This window comes from Streptomyces sp. NBC_00273, from assembly GCF_036178145.1.
Classification (GTDB): domain Bacteria; phylum Actinomycetota; class Actinomycetes; order Streptomycetales; family Streptomycetaceae; genus Streptomyces.
The window spans coordinates 2,997,794-3,014,375 of record NZ_CP108067.1; the positions used below are offsets into that span (position 1 = coordinate 2,997,794).

The following is a 16,582-nucleotide window of genomic DNA, read 5'->3' on the forward strand; positions in this document are numbered from 1 at the left end:
GTAACGGCCTTTAGGGTCGGCGGACTTGAGGAATGGGAGGCACCATGGAAAGCGACAGGGCGCCAGAGGACGACACCCGGACCAAGCCAGAGATCAAGAAGGTCGCCGTCCGCGACGAGGCCAGGAAGCGCGACCGGCTCACCATCGACAAGCGGCCGTCGTCCTGACCGGGCGGGAGTCGGCACCCGGCGCGGCACCGAGGGCACCGGGCGCCGAGGCCCCGTACCGGGCTGTCGATCCACCGGCCCGGCGGATGGAGCGGGCCCGGGCGGGAAGGACCGCATGCGCGTTCATCTGGTGACCATGCCCTGGCAGCCGATCGACCTTCCCTCGCTCCAGATCGGCCTGCTGCACTCGCTCCTGACCCGCACCCGGCCCTTCGACGAGGTCCACGAGTTCCACGGTTCGCTGCGCTGGGCGGAGTTCCTGCTGGAGCGGACGGACGGACTGCTGCGCCCGGCCGACCACGCCGAGGTGGGCAGCGACTCGATCTTCGACGGACTGGGCGACTGGGTCTTCTCGGGCGTGCTCTACGCGGACCCCGACTGGGGCGTCGCACGGCTCGGCGCGTACGCGGAGCGGCGCGGGGTCCCGGTGGACAAGGCGCACGCCATGCGGGTCCACGCGGCGGACTTCATCTCGCGCAGCGCCTCGGAGATCCTCGACGAGGACCCGGACGTCGTCGGGTTCACCAGCACGTTCATGCAGAACGTGTCCTCGCTCGCGCTGGCCCGCGAGCTCAAGCGCCGCCGTCCAGGCCTCACCGTGGTCTTCGGCGGCAGCAACTGCGACGGGCCGATGGGCCACGCCCTGCACCGCAACCATCCCTTCGTCGACCACGTGGTGCGCGGGGAGGGGGAGTACGCCTTCCCCGCCCTGCTGGCCCATCTGGACGCCGGGACCCCGCCCGTCGACGTACCGGGCCTGTGCTGGTGGGACGGCGGGACCTCGCGGGCGAACGAGGAGACCCGCCGCACGGTGGCGCCGCGTGACATCGCCTCGCCCGACTACGACATCTGGCAGGCGGAGCTCGACGCCTCCCCGGTGGCCGAGTACGTCCGTCCGAAACTGGTCGTGGAAGGCGCACGCGGCTGCTGGTGGGGCGAGAAGCACCATTGCACGTTCTGCGGTCTCAACGGCTCGGCCATGGCGTTCCGCGCCAAGCCCGGTGAGCAGTTGTGGGCCGAAGTCGACCGGCTCGTCCGGCGGCACCGGATCCTCGACGTCGTCACGGTCGACAACATCATCGACATGGCGTACTTCACGGACTTCCTGCCGCTCGCCGCCGACAGCGGCTGGGACCTCTTGATGCACTACGAGGTCAAGTCCAATCTCAACACGGACCAGTTGGCGCTCCTGGCCCGCTCGGGAGCGGTGCACATCCAACCGGGTATCGAGAGCCTCAACAACCGCGTCCTCGGCCTCATGGACAAGGGCGTCACCGGCTCCCGCAACGTCCGCACGCTCCGGGAATGCGCCGACCGGTCGCTCACGTGCACGTGGAACTACCTGTACGGGTTCCCGGGCGAGACGGCGGACGACTACGACCCGATCGTCGACCAGTTACCGGCGCTCGTCCACCTGCAGCCGCCGGGCGGCGCGTTCCGCATCCAGCTGGAGCGGTTCAGCCCGCACTTCGCCGATCCCGCCCTCGGCTTCGCCGAGCGGACCCCCGCCGAGATGTACGGCCACGTGTACGACCTCCCCGAGGAGGAACTCGCCGATCTCGTGTACCTCTTCGACACCCCGCCCCGCGGGATCGGCGGCAGGACGGAGGAGCGGCTCGCACGGGCCGTCGAGGACTGGCGGGCCGGGCACGCCGGTTCGACGCTGCTGATGGAACCCGGCGCGGACGGCGGCCTGCTGGTGCACGACCGGCGGCACGGATGGCCGGCCCGGACGCATCGGCTCAGCGGCTGGGAGGCCGCCGCGTTCCGGCACCTGGAACACGGCCGCTCCGCGGCTGCCCTGCGCCGGCTCCTCGCCGAGGAGGGGCATCCGGTCCCCCCGGAACGGCTCGCGCAGTGGCTCGGTGAGGGCGTGTCCCTGGGACTGCTGTTCTTCGACGGCCGGTCGTACGTGTCGCTGCCCCTGCGGAACGCTCCGGTCCGCACGGTCGCCGTCACGGACGGTGCCGGGGCCGGGGCCGACGCCGAGGCGGTGGCCAAATGACCGGCGGGCAGGTGGTGGTGGACGAGCCGCTGCCGCTGGCCGCCGGCGGACGCGGCGCGGCGGACGCCGTGCGTTTCCTGCGCGACTGCCAGAGTCAGGCGCTCACGGTGCGCTGGGTCCCGGACGGCGACGCCCTGCCCTTCGACACCGGGCTGCTGCACCACCTCCCGCCACCGGCTCCCCGACCCGCCTCCCCGGGCAGGTCCGACGGGGCGGCCGTGTGGCGGTCCCGGTACGCGTACGGCCTGCTCTACCACCGCCGCGGGCCGGATTTCGTGACGGTCATGGACCGCAGGGACCCCTCGACCTCGGCGCGGTTCACCATCGACCAGCCTTCGCTGCTCGGTACCTTCCTCGCCGTGCAGGAACCCACGGCCCTCGACGCGCTCGACGCGACAGGGCGCGAGGACGTGTCCCTGCTGGCGGACGAACGTCTCGTCCTGGTCACGCAGGGGTGGGTGGTGGCACTGCCGCCGCGCCTGCGCCGCTGGCCCGTCCCCTGCACGAGCGTCTGACCCGTGAACCCGTCGCCGACCCGACCCCCGTCCACGGCCGCCGACGGGGTCGGCACGCCGTGGGGTGCGCTGCGGCGGCACCGCCCGTTCCTGCTGCTCTGCGGCGAGCAGGCGGCCAGTTCCGTCGGACGGCAGATCACCGCGCTGGCCCTGGCGATGCTGGCCGTGACCCGGCTGGACGCGGGCCCCTTCGGGGCGTCGGCGCTGCTGGCCCTGACCTACCTCCCCGGCGCCGTGCTCAGCCCCCTCGCCGGTGTGCTCGCCGACCGGGCCCGGCTGCGCACCCTGACCGTCACGCTCACCTCGCTGCAGGTCGTGGTCGTCGCGTCGGTGCCGCTCGTGGAGGTGTTCGGAAGCCTTGGTCTGCCGCACCTGTACGTGGTGGCCGCCCTGTCGGGCGCGCTGACCTGGACCCTCTCGGTGGCGCTCCAGGCGGCGCTGCCCCGAGTGGTCAGCCCCGAGCAGCTCCTGACCGGCAACTCCGCCCTGACCGGCGCCCGTACGGCGGGCATGATCGGCGGCCCCGCCCTGGGCGGCGTCCTCGTCGGTCTCGTCGGGGCGTCCTCCGCCCTGCTGGCCGGCGGCGCCGCCTATGCGGTCGAGGCCGTGCTGCTGTTCGCCCTGCCCGCGTCACTGAACGGGCCGGCCGAGCCCACCGGACGCCGGGGCCCCCGGCTCGCCGCGCTCCGCGAAGGGCTAGCGGTGGTCCGGGCGGAACCGGTGCTGCGCCGGCAGGTGCTCGCGGGCGCTGGGTTCAACCTCGGCAGCGGGGCTGCGGACGCACTCTTCGTCGTGTACGCGAATCGCGAACTCGCCCTTCCTGCATGGCAGTTGGGGATGGTGTACGCCGCGTTCAGCGTGGCCACCGTAGCCGGAGTCCTGCTCGCGGGCCGCTTCGCGACATCCGTCGAGCTGTACCGGGCGACACGGATCTGCGCGGTGGTGGCGGCCCTCGCGATCTTCCTCGTTCCGGCGGCGTCGCTGGGACTCGCCTTCCCCGCGCTACTCGCCTACCAGCTGCTCTTCGGCAGCGCGGCGACCGTTTGGGCGATCTCCATGACGACCACCCAGCAACTGATCGCCCCGCACCACCTCCAGGGCCGCGTCGCCGGCTTCGCCCAGGCGGCACTCCTGACCACCGTCCCGGTCGGGGCCCTGTCCGCGGGCGCGCTGGCGGCCTGGCTGGGGAACGTCCCCGTGCTGACCGGGGCTGCGGCTGCGGCGCTCCTGGCAGCGTCCTGCTTCTGGCTGCCGCCGCACCGCACCCGCACTGCCGCACCACCGCCCGCCCCGTGACTGCGGCCCCGTCGGAGTCCACACGGCGCGGGCGGTCGCGGGCCCGTCAGCCCTCCGTCGGAGTCAGGCGCAGGGAGATCGAGTTGATGCAGTACCGCTGGTCCGTCGGGGTCGGGTAGCCCTCGCCCTCGAAGACGTGGCCCAGGTGCGAGCCGCACTTCGCGCAGCGGACCTCCGTGCGGACCATCCCGTGCGAGGTGTCCGCGATCAGTTCGACCGCGTCGGTGTCCTTCGGGTCGAAGAAGGACGGCCAGCCGCAGTGCGAGTCGAACTTCTCCGAGGAGCGGAAGAGCTCGGACCCGCAGCCGCGGCAGGAGTAGACGCCCTCCGTCTTGGTGTCCGTGTATTCACCGCGGAAGGCGGGCTCGGTGCCCGCCAGGCGCAGTACCTGGTACTCGGACGGGGTCAGCTCCGCCTGCCACTGCTCGTCCGTCTTGTCGACCTCGTAGGACATGACTCTCCCGCTCCCTCGTACCTTCAGCTCGACAGCCGGGCGAGGATCGCCGGACCGAGGTCCGTGACGTCGCCCGCGCCCATGGTGAGAACGAGATCACCGGGCTTCGCCATTCCCGCGATGGCGTCGGCGACGGCCGCCTTGTCGTGCTCGGCGGTGACGTCGGCGCCCGCCGCCCGGGCGGCCGCGATGATCAGCTCGCTGGTGACGCCGGGGATCGGGTCCTCGCGGGCCGGGTAGATGTCCAGGACCAGGGAGGCGTCGGCGAGGGCCAGGGACCGGCCCATCTCCTTGCCGAGCTCCTGGGTGCGGGAGAAGAGGTGCGGCTGGAAGACGACCAGGATCCGGGAGTCACCGGCGGCTCCGCGGATGGCCTCCAGGTCGGCGGTCATCTCGGTGGGGTGGTGGGCGTAGGAGTCGATCACCTGGACGCCCGCGGCCTCGCCCTTGAGCTGGAGGCGGCGCTTGACGCCGGTGTACTTGCCGAGCGCGCTCGCCAGGTTGTGCGCCGGGATGCCGAGCGCCACGCCCGCGGCGAGGGCCGCGACGGCGTTGTGCGCGTAGTGGCGGCCGGGGACCGAGACGGTGAAGGTGAGCATCCGGCCGTCCAGGACCACGGTGACCTCGCTGGTCAGGCCGCGCGGGGTGATCTTGGTGATGCGGACGTCGGCGCCCTCCTCCTCGCCGTACGTGACGACGGTGAGGCCCTCCTTGCCGGCGACCCGGCGGGCGATCTCGGCAGCGCCCTCCTGACCGTGGGCGACGACGAGGGTGCCGCCGGGCACGACCTTGCCGACGAAGGTCTCGAAGGACTCGTAGATCTCGTCGATGGAGGCGTAGTTCGCGTGGTGGTCGAGTTCCGCGTTGAGGATGATCGCGACCTGCGGGGTGTACTTGTGGAAGGTGCGGTCGCTCTCGTCCGCCTCGGCGACGAAGATGTCGCCCTCGCCGTGGTGGGCGTTGGAGCCGGGGGCGTCCAGGTCGCCGCCGATGGCGTAGGAGGGGTCCAGGCCCAGGGCCGAGAGGGACACCGCCAGCATCGAGGTGGTGGTGGTCTTGCCGTGCGTGCCGGCGACGGCGATCGGCCGCAGCCCGTCCATCAGGGCCGCCAGCGCGTCGGAGCGGTGCACGACGGGGATGCCGAGCTCGGCGGCCCGGGCCAGCTCGGGGTTGTCGGCGCGGATCGCGCTGGAGACGACCACGCAGGTGGAGTCGGCGGCGAGGTTCCCGGCCGCGTGTCCACCGTGGACCGTGGCGCCGTGGGCGCGCAGCGCCTCGGCGGTCTCGGAGTCGCCCCGACTGTCGCTGCCGGCCACCTGCGCTCCGCGCTGGGCCAGGATCTTCGCGATGCCGGACATGCCGGCGCCGCCGATGCCGATGAAGTGGGGCCGTTCCATGGCGGTCGGCAGGCCGGGCTTCATTCAGGTCGCTCCAGGGTCGTGTGTCTTGCGGGTGCGCGTGAGGCTCTGACTGGCCCCAAGCCTATTCGTTGTGGGCGAAGAGCTTGAGCACGGGAACGCCGACCTTGTGGCGGGCGCGCGAGGCCCAGTCCCGGTGGAAGAACTCCTCCACGAAGTGCGGGGCGGTCAGGACGATCACCTCGTCGGCGTGGTGCTCGTCCACGATGGTCTTCAGCTTGTCGAGCGGGTGGTCCTCGACGATCTGCCCGACGGCGTTGGCGCCCTTGGCGCGCAGCGCGTTCAGGGAGTGCGCGAGGGCGTGCGCGGCAGGGCCCAGGGCGTCCTCGCCCTCGGGTTCGTCGCCCTCACGGATGGCCTCGGGGAGCTCACCGAGCGCTACGTCGTCGATGGCGCGCAGCAGTCGGTCCTGGTCGCCCCGGGGTTGCATGAGGACGATGAAGGAGACCGCGTCGTCCCCGTGCAGGTTGGTGACGAAGTCCACGTCCACCGCGGTCAGCGGCTGCTCGATCATCAATACGCTCGTGAACACGGACGCCCTCTCCTTCATGGGCCGAGGCCGGCCGGCCGACCCCTGCGGAAACCATCCTGCCCCGCTGTCGCACGGGGCCCTGCGCAGACATACCTGCCCAGTTATGTGCCCAGCGGAAGCAAAGCGGAACGACAAATTCCGCGCCTTGTCAGATCCGACGGTAGCTCGTGAACAGGAACCCGGCCTCTTCCAGTACGCAGGCGGGCGCGAGCCGGTGCGGAACCGTGACGGAGGGGCCGCCGGCGATCCGCTGGGCGCCTCCCGCCACGAGCATCGGGGAGATCGTCAGGCACAGCTCGTCCAGGGCGTCGGCGGCCACGAACTGGCCCAGGAGCCGGGGCCCGCCCTCGGTGAGCTGGCGGCGCAGTCCCCGCCCCGCGAGTTCCCGTACCGCCCGGGCGGCGTCCACGCCCGCACCGTCTCCGGCCACCACGACCTCGGCTCCGGCCCGCACGGCCTCGGCCACCCGGGCGGCGGGCGCGGCGGCTCCGGTGACCACCAGGGTCGGCACCAGCGGGGAGGTGAACAGGGGCAGCGAGAAGTCCAGGTCCATGCTGGCGGTGACCACGGCGATGGCGGGGGCCGGGCCCTGTCCGGAGGCGGCGCGGCGGGCGGCGAAGGCCTCCCGGGCGCGGGCCGGGCGGTAACCCTCCTGGCGAACCGTTTCCGCGCCGACGACCACCACATCGGCCAGCGCCCGCAGGGTGCCGAAGATCCGCATGTCGCTCTCGCTGGAGATGGGCTGCGAGCGACCCTCGTGCTGGGCGCCCCCGTCCAGGGTGGAGACCATGTTGGCCCGGAGCCAGTGGCCGTCCGCCTTCAGCGCGGGGTACGCGTAGGCCTCCGCCAGCTCGTCGAGCGACCACTCCCGGTCGGCCCGGTCCTGGGGCGAGGCTGATGTCTGATCGGTCACAGGGAACAGGCGTCGCATCGGTGCAGTGTGCCACGCCCCGTAGAGTTAAGAGCTGTGTCAACATCTCTCTCCACCTCCGGTTACACCTCCGGGCGGCCCCCCATAGCCGACGCGGGGCCCCAGGCCCTCTGCGCGCGCGAGCCGCGGGTGCCCGCCGAACGGCTGGTGGCCGAGATGGTGCCGCCGCCGCGGTTCGACTCGGTGCGCTTCGACACGTACGACCCGGACCCGACCCAGCCCAGCCAGTCCGAGGCCGTCACCGTGCTGAGCGGCTTCGCCGCCGGCCTGGGCGGCGCGCACGCCAGCGGCGCCGGCAAGAAGCGCTGGTTCGCCAAGAAGCCGGCCGTCCCCGCCGCCCCGCGCGGGGTCTACCTCGACGGCGGCTACGGCGTCGGCAAGACCCACCTGCTGGCCTCCCTGTGGCACGCCACCCCGGCCGAGCCCGCACTCAAGGCCTTCGGCACCTTCGTGGAGCTGACCAACCTGGTCGGCGCGCTCGGCTTCCAGCAGACCGTGCAGACCCTCGGCGGACACCGGCTGCTGTGCATCGACGAGTTCGAGCTGGACGACCCGGGCGACACCGTCCTGGTGTCCTCGCTGCTCAGCCGCCTGGTCGAGCAGGGTGTGGCGCTGGCCGCCACCTCCAACACGCTGCCGGGCAAGCTCGGCGAGGGCCGCTTCGCCGCCGCCGACTTCCTGCGCGAGATCCAGGGGCTGTCGGCGCACTTCCGGCCGCTGCGGATCGACGGCCAGGACTACCGCCACCGCGGTCTGCCGGAGGCTCCGGCTCCGTTCTCGGACGAGCAGGTCACCAAGGCCGCGTACGCGACCGAGGGCGCGAGCCTGGACGACTTCCCCGGCCTGCTCGAACACCTGGCCAGGGTGCACCCCAGCCGCTACGGCGCGCTGACCGACGGCCTCACGGCGGTCTGCCTGACCGACGTCGGCCCGGTGCCGGACCAGTCGACGGCGCTGCGCCTGGTGGTACTGGCCGACCGGCTGTACGACCGCGAGATCCCGGTGCTGGCCTCCGGAGTCCCCTTCGACCGGCTGTTCAGTGAGGACATGCTGAACGGCGGCTATCGGAAGAAGTACTTCCGCGCCATATCGCGGCTCACCGCGCTGGCGCGCGACGCGAAGCCGCTGGTCTCCCAGTAGGTTTGGGGACGCCGGGTCCCTTCGGGAGCCCGGCCGTTTCCCACATCTTCGAAGGGATCACCATGGCCACCACGCGTACCGCGCACACCGTCTGGGAAGGCAACCTGCTCAAGGGTGCCGGCACGGTCAGCCTCGACTCCTCGGGCCGGGGCTCGTTCGAGGTCTCCTGGCCCTCGCGCGCCGAGGCCGCGAACGGCAAGACCAGCCCGGAAGAGCTGATCGCCGCCGCGCACTCCAGCTGCTACTCCATGGCCCTCTCGCACGGCCTGGACGGCGCCGGCACCCCGCCCACCCGCCTGGAGACCAAGGCGGATGTGACCTTCCAGCCGGGCGAGGGCATCACGGGCATCCACCTGACGGTCCGCGCGGAGGTCCCCGGCCTGGACGCGGAGGGCTTCGCCGCCGCGGCCGAGGACGCCAAGAAGAACTGCCCGGTCAGCCAGGCCCTGACCGGTACGACGATCACCCTGAGCGCGGAGCTCCTCTGATCGCTGCCGCTCCGGCGGGGGTGCGGGCCGCACATCGCGGCCCGCACCCCGTCAGGCGGTCGCCAACTGCGGGATCAGGCGCATCGCGTTGTCGTGGTAGATCCCCCGCAGCTGCTCCGGGGTGAAGGCCGGGTCGGCTTCGAGGGCGGGGAGCGCCAGGTCCGTGACCGTGTCGGCGGGGGCGGCGGGCCAGTCGGTGCCGAAGAGGACGTGGTCGGCCGGCACGTGCTCCAGCAGGGTCGCGGCGGGCGCCATGGGGCCGGCCGTGTCGTAGTAGAAGCGGCTCAGGTGGTCACGGACCGCGGCGGGTTCGACGGGCGGTTCGCAGAACCGTCCGAGGGCCTGCAAGCGCGTCGCGATGTACGGCAGGAAGCCTCCGGCGTGCGGCAGGACCACGGAGATGTCCGGGAACCGGTCCAGCGTCCTGCGGCTGATCATGTTCACGGCGGCCCGCGTGGTGTCCAGCAGGAAGTCGCACATGAAGTTCGGGATCCCCGGAACCGTCGACCCACCGGGCGGACCGGACGCACCGGGCCGGCCGGCACCACCGGGCGGACCCGGCGGACCGGAGGCAACGGGCGGACCGAGCGGACCGGAGGCAACGGGCGGACCGGAGGCACCGGGCGGACCGGGCGGGCCGTCCGGGAGGTTGTGCGGGTGGGTGTCCACCACGGCGGAGAACTCGTTCAACTCGTGGAACAGCCGGTCGTAGGCGGGATCACCGAGGTAGACGCCCCCGTAGTTGGCCGTCACGTTCACCCCGACGGCCCCGAGCTGCCCGAGCCCGCGGCGCACGGCCCAGGACGAGGCCTCCGGGTCGTCCAGGAACAGCGGCACGTAGTACGAGAACCGTCCCGGATGCGACTGCGCCACCTCCATCATCGACTGCAGCGTGATGTTGATGGCCTCGCGCAGCTGCGCCGACGACCGGTAGCGCGCCGGCAGCATCGGCTTGAGGACGGCGGTCGTGATGCCCACGTCGTCCATGAAGCGGATCGCCGCGTCGGTGCCCAACCGGGCCCACGGGGGCAGCCGTTCCGGATTGATCAGTCCGTGGTGGGCGGCCCAGTCGCGCCACTGCGGCGCACAGAAGTGCTGATGCATGTCGATCTTCGAATGGGCCGTGCGCCCCGCGCCCGTGCCCGACGCGGAGGAACCCCGCGCGACCCGGATGACCGCGCTGGTGCCCACCGCGGCGATCCGCAGTTCGTCCGCCGGCGTCCCCAGGAGGCGCAGCGCGGAGGTACTCACGGAATCCGTCATGCCGATCCACCGCCCATCGGGTCTGGGTTACCTGCCGGAGGCCACGGAGGCCAGGGACGCCTCGCCCGGGTCAGCGCCGGGGCGGCGCGGCTCCAGGACGAGCCGGAGGTGTTCGAGGCCCCGGAACGCCGGCACCGGACCCTTGAGCCACGCCCGCCCGGTCTCCTGCGCGTCCGCGAACTCCATGTCCGGGAACTCCCGCAGGAGGGTGGCGAGCGCGATCTCGAGTTCGAGCCGCGCCAGCGGCGCCCCCAGGCAGTAGTGCGTCCCGTGCCCGAACCCCAGGTGCGTGCCCTGGAGCCCCTCGCGCGTCACGTCCAGCTCGTCGGGGAGGTCGAACTTCTCGGGGTCCCGGTTGGCCGAGGAGATCGCGATCTGTACGAGGGAGCCCTCGGGGATCCGCGTGCCCCGGATCTCGGCGTCCCGCGCCGCGTACCGGAAGGTCGACGTCTCCACCGATCCCTCGAAGCGCAGCATCTCCTCGACCGCGCGCGGGATGAGCGCGGGGTCCCGGCGCAGCAGCGCCGCCTGATCGGGGCGGTGCAGCAGGTTGAAGACGGAATTGCCGATCTGGTAGGCGGTGGTCTTGTGACCGGCGAAGAACAGGACCCACAGCGACGCGACCAGTTCGGGGTCCTCCAGCCGTTCCTCCGCCTGGAGGAGGTCGCTGAGGAAGGAATCCGTCGGGTGCGCGCGCGTGTCCGAGATGAGCCGCTCCAGCCGGTGCTGCAGGCGCTCCTCGGCCGCCTTCAGCTCCGCCCTCCTGCTGGGGTCGAACCGGGAGCGGGTCACCACCGCGAACTGCTCCAGGATCTCCGGGCGGTCCTCCTGCGGGATGCCCATCAGTTCGCACAGGACCGCGACGGGCAGCGGGAACGCGAACGAGGCCATGAGGTCGACCGTGCCCGCCTCGCGGCATTCGCTGAGGATGTCCTCGGCGATCTCGGTGATCCTCGGGCGCATCTGCTCCACCCGCCGGGGGGTGAAGGCGCTCCGCAGGACGCGGCGCAGCCGCGTGTGCCGGGGCGGGTCCGAGAAGAGCACGTTGTCGTCGAGCGCGTCGAAGAAGCTGCCGTACACGGCGTGGTACGTGTCGATGGCGCCGTGCATGTTCTTGCTGAACCGGGGGTCCGACAGCGCGTCGCGGGCGTCGTCGTAACGGGTGATGAGGTACGTCTCGATCCCGTGGGGAGGGGTCAGCCGGCACACCGGGTCCTGCTCGCGCAGGGCGGCGTACATCGGATGGGGACACTGCCGGTACTCCGGCGCGCCCCGGGACACGGCCGACACGATCTCGTGCAGCTCTCCGCCGCCGTCCGGTGCCGCATCCTGCTGCGCCATGGCCCGTACCCTCCGTCGCACTCGTCTGCTGGGGACAACACCGGTTCCCCGCGCGGATGCGTCGCGAAACGGCGCCCTTCCCGTTCGAGTGAGCCGACGGCGCCGGGTGCCGGGGCGGGCCCGGGTGCGGGTCCGACCGACCGTCAGCCGATCGGCGGTCGCCCGTCCGGGCCGAGTGTGTGGCGGGCCCTGCGGCCCGGGGAAGGGCTGCTGGTGCCCCCAGCCAGCCCGTCACAAGGAGCCCGCGCATGGCCCGCAGTCTCGCCCTGGCCCTCACCGCAGCCGCTTCGCTCACCCTTGCGGCCGCCACCGTTCCGCTCGCCGCCGCGGACTCGGGCCCCGGCCGGCCCCAGGGCGACCTGGCCCGTACGTACGCGGCCACCGCCAGGTATCAGGTGCACGCCAACGCCGTGGCGGACGGCTACAAGCCCGACCAGTACTGCGTCGTCGACAAGGCGGGCCCGGGCGCGCTCGGTTACCCGCACTTCAACCACAAGTACGACAACTCCCTCGACCCGGCGAAGCCCGCCGCGCTGTTCTACGAGGACGACGGGCGCGGCGGCAAGCGGCTCGTCGCGGTCCAGTGGCTGCGCTACGACCGCGACCAGAAGCTGACGACGGACGACGACCGCCCCACGATGTTCGGCATCCCCTTCAAGGGCCCCAAGCCCGGCAACTTCCCCGGTCAGCCGGTGCACTACGCCCTGCACCTGTGGCTCTGGAAGAAGAATCCCGACGGCCTGTTCGAAACCTTCAACCGGGCGGTGACCTGCCTTCCGGGCACCACCCGCCCCAAGCCGTCGCTCTGATGCCGCCCCGGGAGCGGCCGAGGCCCGTCACCCGGCGCGGCCTGCTCGCCGCGGGCGGGATCGCCTTCAGCGGGGCGCTCGGCGCGCTCTTCGCCGGTGGTGGCTCCCGGGCCGCCGCCCGGGCCCCGCGGACCCCCCGCACCGACCGCGGGTACGGGCCGCTGGTGGCCGATCCGCGCGGGCTGCTCGACCTGCCCGCCGGGTTCACCTACCGGGTGCTCTCGCGGGCCGGCGAGCCGCTGCGCTCCGGCGAGGGGCCCGCGCCCGCGAACTGCGACGGCATGGCCGCCTTCGAGGCCGGCGGCGGCCGCGTGCGCCTCGTCCGCAACCACGAGAACCGCACCACCGCCGCCCTGCGCGTCCCCGCCGTCCCGGGACTGACCTACGACCCCCAGGCCCTCGGCGGCTGCACCGCCCTGGAGCTGGACGCGGCCGGGCGGGTCACCGGTGAGCGCGTCGCCCTCGCCGGCACCGCCGTCAACTGCGCGGGCGGTCGCACCCCCTGGAACACCTGGCTGAGCTGCGAAGAGACCGAGGACCGCGCGGGCACCTCCGGCTACACCCGCGACCACGGCTACGTCTTCGAGGTGGACCCGGCCGATCCGCACCGCTCGGGCGCGGTCCCGCTCACCGCGATGGGCCGCTTCGCGCACGAGGCCGTCGCCGTGGACCCGTACCGCGGGGTCGTCTACGAGACCGAGGACGCCTTCGTCCGGCCGTTCGGGCTGTTCTACCGGTTCCTGCCGGAGCGGCCGCTCGGCGGGCTCGGCTCGCTGCGGGCCGGGGGCCGGCTGGAGGCCCTGCGGGTGCCGGGGCTCGCGGACCTGGCGGTGGTGGACGAGCCCGGGGCGGTGTTCCCGGTGGAGTGGGTGCCGGTACCGGACCCGTCGGCGGCCGGAACGCCGATCCGGCTCCAGGACTTCGGGCCGGGCGGGATCACCCACGCGCAGAAGCTGGAGGGCTGCTACTGGGGCGACGGCGGGGTCCACTTCGTGTCCAGCTTCGCGCGCAGCGGCGAGGGCGCGGCCGCCGACCACCACGGGCAGGTGTGGTTCCACGACCCGCGGCGCTCCACGATCCGCCTGGACGTGCTCTTCGGCCCGGCCGCCGACGTCGCGCTGCCGGGGGACTCCCCCGACAACATCTGTCTGGCTCCGGACGGCGGGCTGATGGTGTGCGAGGACGGCGGCGGCGCGCAGTACGTGTTCGGGGTGACGGTGGGCGGCGAGGTCTACCCGATGGCCCGCAACGCCGAGGACATCGGCCGGCCGGGGGCCCCGGAGTGGGGGGAGTTCGCCGGGGTCACCTTCTCCCCCGACGGCCGGACGATGTACGTGAACGCCTACGCGCCGGGCACCACCTTCGCGGTGACGGGCCCCTGGCACTAGGCACGGTCCGCCGGGTGGCGGACGACCGTCCCGTGCCCGGTGAGGGCGGCCGCTGTCTGCGGCGTCGGCAGATCGAGCACACGGTTCCCGAGCGCAAGGACCGGCAGGCCGACGGCCGACGTCGTGGTCGCGCGGGCGGGCGGCCCACCGGCTTCGACGAGCGGGCGTACCCCTTCCACGACGCCGTGACCGTCGCTGCCGTTCGCCTCTGGCTCCGCTCATGACCCGTCGGGCGATGGCGGCCCCGCGAGGACCGGGTATCCGTGATGCGTGTACTTGCCCCGTGCGTGATGTCCTGACCGGCCTGACGACCGATCGTGATCACCTTCGCCGGGGCCCGCAGCCGCTCACGGGAAGTCGACGGGAGTGCTGTCGCTCAGGGCGGTCCGCACATAGGTCGCGTAGCGTTCGAACAGCTCGGGCTGAGTACTCCGCGAAATGTCGAACACGGGCGAGTCGGACCTCCGCACGCCCGCCAGATACGGGGAAGTGCGACAGCGACCCGTCTGGGATTCGGGGTCCACCAGGCTTATGTAGGAGGTGGGCAGGTGCCGGGTGAAGCGCACCGTCAGTCCTCCGGGGTGTCCTTCGGACTCGAACCCCCGGGCGACCTCCAGCAGCTGGCGAGCGGAGTCGGACGCCCGTTGCGGCAAGCGGGGGTCGCCGATGCTCCGGCTGTACTCCCCGAGCAGCACCGATTCCGGGTCCGCCACGACGTAGGTGATGTTCACGCCCTGGCTCAGGAGCCGGCGTACCGGTTCGGTGAAGTCCCGCTCGGGACGTGAGGCGAACAGGCTCGCCAGGCTGCGCAGCGAAACTCCGACTTCGATGATCTCGGAATTCGCGCCGGCGATGAATGCTGCCTTCTCGGTCGGCGAGGGGCGCCCCTGGGCATGAACGGTCAGGCCGCGTTCGCCTTCACGGACCGGCAGCCTCTCATCGAGCAGCTGGTTCATCTCTCCGAGGAACCGCTGGCGTTCGGCGTCCCGTAGAAACAGGTCGTAGTAGAAGGGGATGGCCACACCGGCGGCGGCGAAGACGGCGAGCTCGTTGAGCACGGACCACCCGAACCCGTCACGGCCGTTGGAGACCAGGGCCAGGCTCAATCCCCCCAGGAGAATGCAGATCGCAAGGGCGATACGGAATCTGCTCAGCAAGGTGCGAGATTCAGGTGACGTGCTGTCCATGGTCCCCCCTGCGGTCCCCCTGTCCCTCCCCCCGTCCGTGAGACTTCATGCACGTCCCGCTCCGCCACGGCCCGCCGGTCTCGGCGGCGAAAACCGATGGGGCCACCGCATCGGTGCCTTCCGGTCCCCAGGGCCTAAGGGCGCGCCGCAGAGCCGCGGAAGATCCGCGGACAGGCCCTGATCCCGCACCGCCTCCTCCCGACCTCGACCGGCCTCGCGCTCCCCGGTGTGTGACCGTGGTGAAGGTCTTCCTCCGCATCGGCTACGAGGAGCAGCGGGCCCGGCTCCTGGAGCGGCTGGACGACCCGGACGAGCACGGGAAGTTCAACGTGGGCGACATCGAGGAGCGCGGTGCGTGGGCCGCGTACCGGGAGGCGTACGAGGTGGCGCTGGAGCGCTGCTCCACCGATGCGGCGCCCTGGTACGTGGTGCCCGCGGACCGCAAGTGGTACCGCGACCGGGCCATCAGCACGCTGCTGCGGGAGCACCTGGAGGACCTCGATCCGCAGTATCCGAAGGGGGACTTCGACGTCGGAGGAGTGCCGCGGGAGGCTGCTGGCGGGGTGAGTTCCGCCCGACCGCCTGTCGTTCATTCTTCTCATCAGTTAGTCATATAGTTTGCGTACGTGACCAATTCCGTACGAAAAGTAGCTGCCGCAGCTGCCACGGCGGTGCTCGGCGCCGCCCTCGCGGGATGCGGGGGCGGCGCCGGCGCGCCGGACGCCGGCCGCGAGGCCCGTATGGGCACCCCCGCCGCCTCGGCCTCGGCCTCCGCTTCCGCCCCGGCCGCCGCCTCCGGATCGCCGGCCGCGTCCCCGCAGGCCGGTGCGCCCGCCAAGCCCCCGACCATGGCGCCCGGTCCGAACGGCCTGACCCCCGTCTTCGAACGGGCGAAGCAGCAGACGGACAAGACCGTGGCGCTGACCTTCGACGCCGACATGACCTCCGACCAGGGGCCGCGCGCCGCGGACGGGGAACACTTCGACAATCCCGCGCTGATCTCGACCCTGCGCACCCTCAAGGTGCCCTCGACCATCTTCATGACGGGCCGCTGGGCCGAGGAGTACCCGGACCAGGCCAAGTCGATCGGCACCGACCCGAACTTCGAGATCGCGAACCACTCGTACAGCCACCACGCCTTCAAGTCCCCCTGCTACGGGCTGCCGGCGCTCGATGCCGCGGCCGCCCGCGCCGACGTGGACCGGGCCTTCGCCGCCTTCCGGCAGGCGGGCGCGGTCAACACCGTCCCGTACTTCCGCTTCCCCGGGGGCTGCTACGACGACCAGGCACTGCGGGCCCTGTCCACGGCCAAGGTCACGGCCGTCCAGTGGGACGTGGTCAGCGGGGACGCCTTCGCCAAGGACCCGGGCGCCGTGGCCGAGCAGGTGCTCACCGGCGTGAAGCCCGGCTCGGTGGTGGTCATGCACTGCACGCGCAGCGCCGCCCCGGTCACCGAGGAGGCCGTCCAGCGGATCGTCCCCGAACTGCGCAAGCGCGGCTACCGCTTCGTGAAGGTGTCCGAGCTGATCGGAAAGTGAGCGGAAAGTGAGCCGACGACGGCCGCCGGAACACTGGTAGGAAACTTTCCTTCCTGTTAGTGTCCCGGGCGGCGGCTTGGCGCGGTGCCCACCCCCACGGGCATGACGCG

General features: G+C 72.3%; 18 protein-coding genes. 11 read left to right on the forward strand and 7 right to left on the reverse strand.

What is annotated here, in order from left to right; all coding sequences use genetic code 11:
• Nucleotides 1-44 precede the first annotated feature (44 nt).
• The 4 genes from OG386_RS12540 to OG386_RS12555 all read left to right on the forward strand — a co-directional run bounded on the left by OG386_RS12540 (nucleotide 45) and on the right by OG386_RS12555 (nucleotide 3,983).
• Nucleotides 45-167: a hypothetical protein gene (locus OG386_RS12540; RefSeq protein WP_258309265.1), complete on the forward strand. Its 123-nt coding sequence runs from the start codon at nucleotides 45-47 to the stop codon at nucleotides 165-167.
• A gap of 115 nt (nucleotides 168-282) precedes the next feature.
• Nucleotides 283-2,172 (forward strand): RiPP maturation radical SAM C-methyltransferase, encoded by a 1,890-nt coding sequence (locus tag OG386_RS12545; RefSeq protein WP_328788236.1) that lies wholly within the window; start codon nucleotides 283-285, stop codon nucleotides 2,170-2,172.
• The gene (locus OG386_RS12550) at nucleotides 2,169-2,687 is read left to right on the forward strand and encodes a DUF5825 family protein (RefSeq protein ID WP_328788237.1); all 519 of its coding nucleotides are present in this window, start codon (nucleotides 2,169-2,171) and stop codon (nucleotides 2,685-2,687) included. Before OG386_RS12545 ends, OG386_RS12550 begins: the two co-directional genes overlap by 4 nt.
• Before the next feature lie 3 nt (nucleotides 2,688-2,690).
• Nucleotides 2,691-3,983, forward strand: coding sequence for an MFS transporter (locus OG386_RS12555; RefSeq protein WP_328788238.1), 1,293 nt, complete (start codon nucleotides 2,691-2,693; stop codon nucleotides 3,981-3,983).
• A gap of 46 nt (nucleotides 3,984-4,029) precedes the next feature.
• Here the strand turns inward: OG386_RS12555 and msrB are convergent, their stop codons facing one another.
• From msrB to OG386_RS12575, 4 genes are all read right to left on the reverse strand, one after another.
• Complete coding sequence (msrB, locus tag OG386_RS12560) at nucleotides 4,030-4,437, reverse strand: peptide-methionine (R)-S-oxide reductase MsrB (protein ID WP_328788239.1); 408 nt, start codon at nucleotides 4,435-4,437, stop codon at nucleotides 4,030-4,032.
• 23 nt (nucleotides 4,438-4,460) lie between these two features.
• Nucleotides 4,461-5,858 carry a UDP-N-acetylmuramate--L-alanine ligase gene (gene murC / locus OG386_RS12565; RefSeq protein WP_328788240.1) on the reverse strand — a complete coding sequence of 466 codons (1,398 nt, stop codon included), beginning with the start codon at nucleotides 5,856-5,858 and terminating at the stop codon, nucleotides 4,461-4,463.
• A gap of 61 nt (nucleotides 5,859-5,919) precedes the next feature.
• Nucleotides 5,920-6,387 (reverse strand): indole-3-glycerol phosphate synthase, encoded by a 468-nt coding sequence (locus OG386_RS12570; protein ID WP_327382675.1) that lies wholly within the window; start codon nucleotides 6,385-6,387, stop codon nucleotides 5,920-5,922.
• A 148-nt stretch (nucleotides 6,388-6,535) separates the two neighbouring features.
• Nucleotides 6,536-7,318, reverse strand: a complete 783-nt coding sequence (locus OG386_RS12575; RefSeq protein WP_328788241.1) for a pyrimidine reductase family protein — start codon at nucleotides 7,316-7,318, stop codon at nucleotides 6,536-6,538.
• 84 nt (nucleotides 7,319-7,402) lie between these two features.
• On the opposite strand from OG386_RS12575, the gene zapE reads away from it, so the two are divergent.
• Together zapE and OG386_RS12585 are read left to right on the forward strand one after the other, a co-directional pair.
• Nucleotides 7,403-8,458 (forward strand): cell division protein ZapE, encoded by a 1,056-nt coding sequence (zapE, locus tag OG386_RS12580; protein WP_405790835.1) that lies wholly within the window; start codon nucleotides 7,403-7,405, stop codon nucleotides 8,456-8,458.
• Between the two features lie 62 nt (nucleotides 8,459-8,520).
• Complete coding sequence (locus OG386_RS12585; RefSeq protein ID WP_328788243.1) at nucleotides 8,521-8,946, forward strand: OsmC family protein; 426 nt, start codon at nucleotides 8,521-8,523, stop codon at nucleotides 8,944-8,946.
• Nucleotides 8,947-8,997: 51 nt separating this feature from the next.
• Here the strand turns inward: OG386_RS12585 and OG386_RS12590 are convergent, their stop codons facing one another.
• Together OG386_RS12590 and OG386_RS12595 are read right to left on the reverse strand one after the other, a co-directional pair.
• Nucleotides 8,998-10,209 carry an amidohydrolase family protein gene (locus OG386_RS12590; RefSeq protein WP_328788244.1) on the reverse strand — a complete coding sequence of 404 codons (1,212 nt, stop codon included), beginning with the start codon at nucleotides 10,207-10,209 and terminating at the stop codon, nucleotides 8,998-9,000.
• A gap of 27 nt (nucleotides 10,210-10,236) precedes the next feature.
• Entirely contained in the window at nucleotides 10,237-11,550 is a 1,314-nt protein-coding gene (locus tag OG386_RS12595) for a cytochrome P450 family protein (RefSeq protein WP_328788245.1), read from the reverse strand.
• A 248-nt stretch (nucleotides 11,551-11,798) separates the two neighbouring features.
• Here OG386_RS12595 and OG386_RS12600 point away from each other — a divergent pair, with 248 nt between their 5' ends.
• The 3 genes from OG386_RS12600 to OG386_RS12610 are packed head-to-tail and all read left to right on the forward strand — an operon-like array spanning nucleotide 11,799 to nucleotide 13,971.
• Entirely contained in the window at nucleotides 11,799-12,359 is a 561-nt protein-coding gene (locus OG386_RS12600; RefSeq protein ID WP_328788246.1) for a hypothetical protein, read from the forward strand.
• A complete protein-coding gene (locus OG386_RS12605) occupies nucleotides 12,359-13,747 on the forward strand; it encodes an alkaline phosphatase PhoX (protein WP_328788247.1) in 1,389 nt (462 codons plus the stop codon). The genes OG386_RS12600 and OG386_RS12605 overlap by 1 nt, the downstream gene beginning before the upstream one ends.
• A 14-nt stretch (nucleotides 13,748-13,761) precedes the next feature.
• Nucleotides 13,762-13,971 carry a hypothetical protein gene (locus OG386_RS12610; protein ID WP_443053165.1) on the forward strand — a complete coding sequence of 70 codons (210 nt, stop codon included), beginning with the start codon at nucleotides 13,762-13,764 and terminating at the stop codon, nucleotides 13,969-13,971.
• A 123-nt stretch (nucleotides 13,972-14,094) separates the two neighbouring features.
• Here OG386_RS12610 and OG386_RS12615 read toward each other — a convergent pair whose 3' ends face one another.
• Nucleotides 14,095-14,853: a hypothetical protein gene (locus OG386_RS12615; RefSeq protein ID WP_328788248.1), complete on the reverse strand. Its 759-nt coding sequence runs from the start codon at nucleotides 14,851-14,853 to the stop codon at nucleotides 14,095-14,097.
• Nucleotides 14,854-15,170: 317 nt separating this feature from the next.
• Between OG386_RS12615 and OG386_RS12620 the strand changes: the two genes are divergently transcribed.
• Both OG386_RS12620 and OG386_RS12625 read left to right on the forward strand, forming a co-directional pair.
• A complete protein-coding gene (locus tag OG386_RS12620; protein WP_443053166.1) occupies nucleotides 15,171-15,551 on the forward strand; it encodes a hypothetical protein in 381 nt (126 codons plus the stop codon).
• A gap of 9 nt (nucleotides 15,552-15,560) precedes the next feature.
• Entirely contained in the window at nucleotides 15,561-16,472 is a 912-nt protein-coding gene (locus OG386_RS12625; RefSeq protein ID WP_328788249.1) for a polysaccharide deacetylase family protein, read from the forward strand.
• Nucleotides 16,473-16,582: the final 110 nt, after the last annotated feature.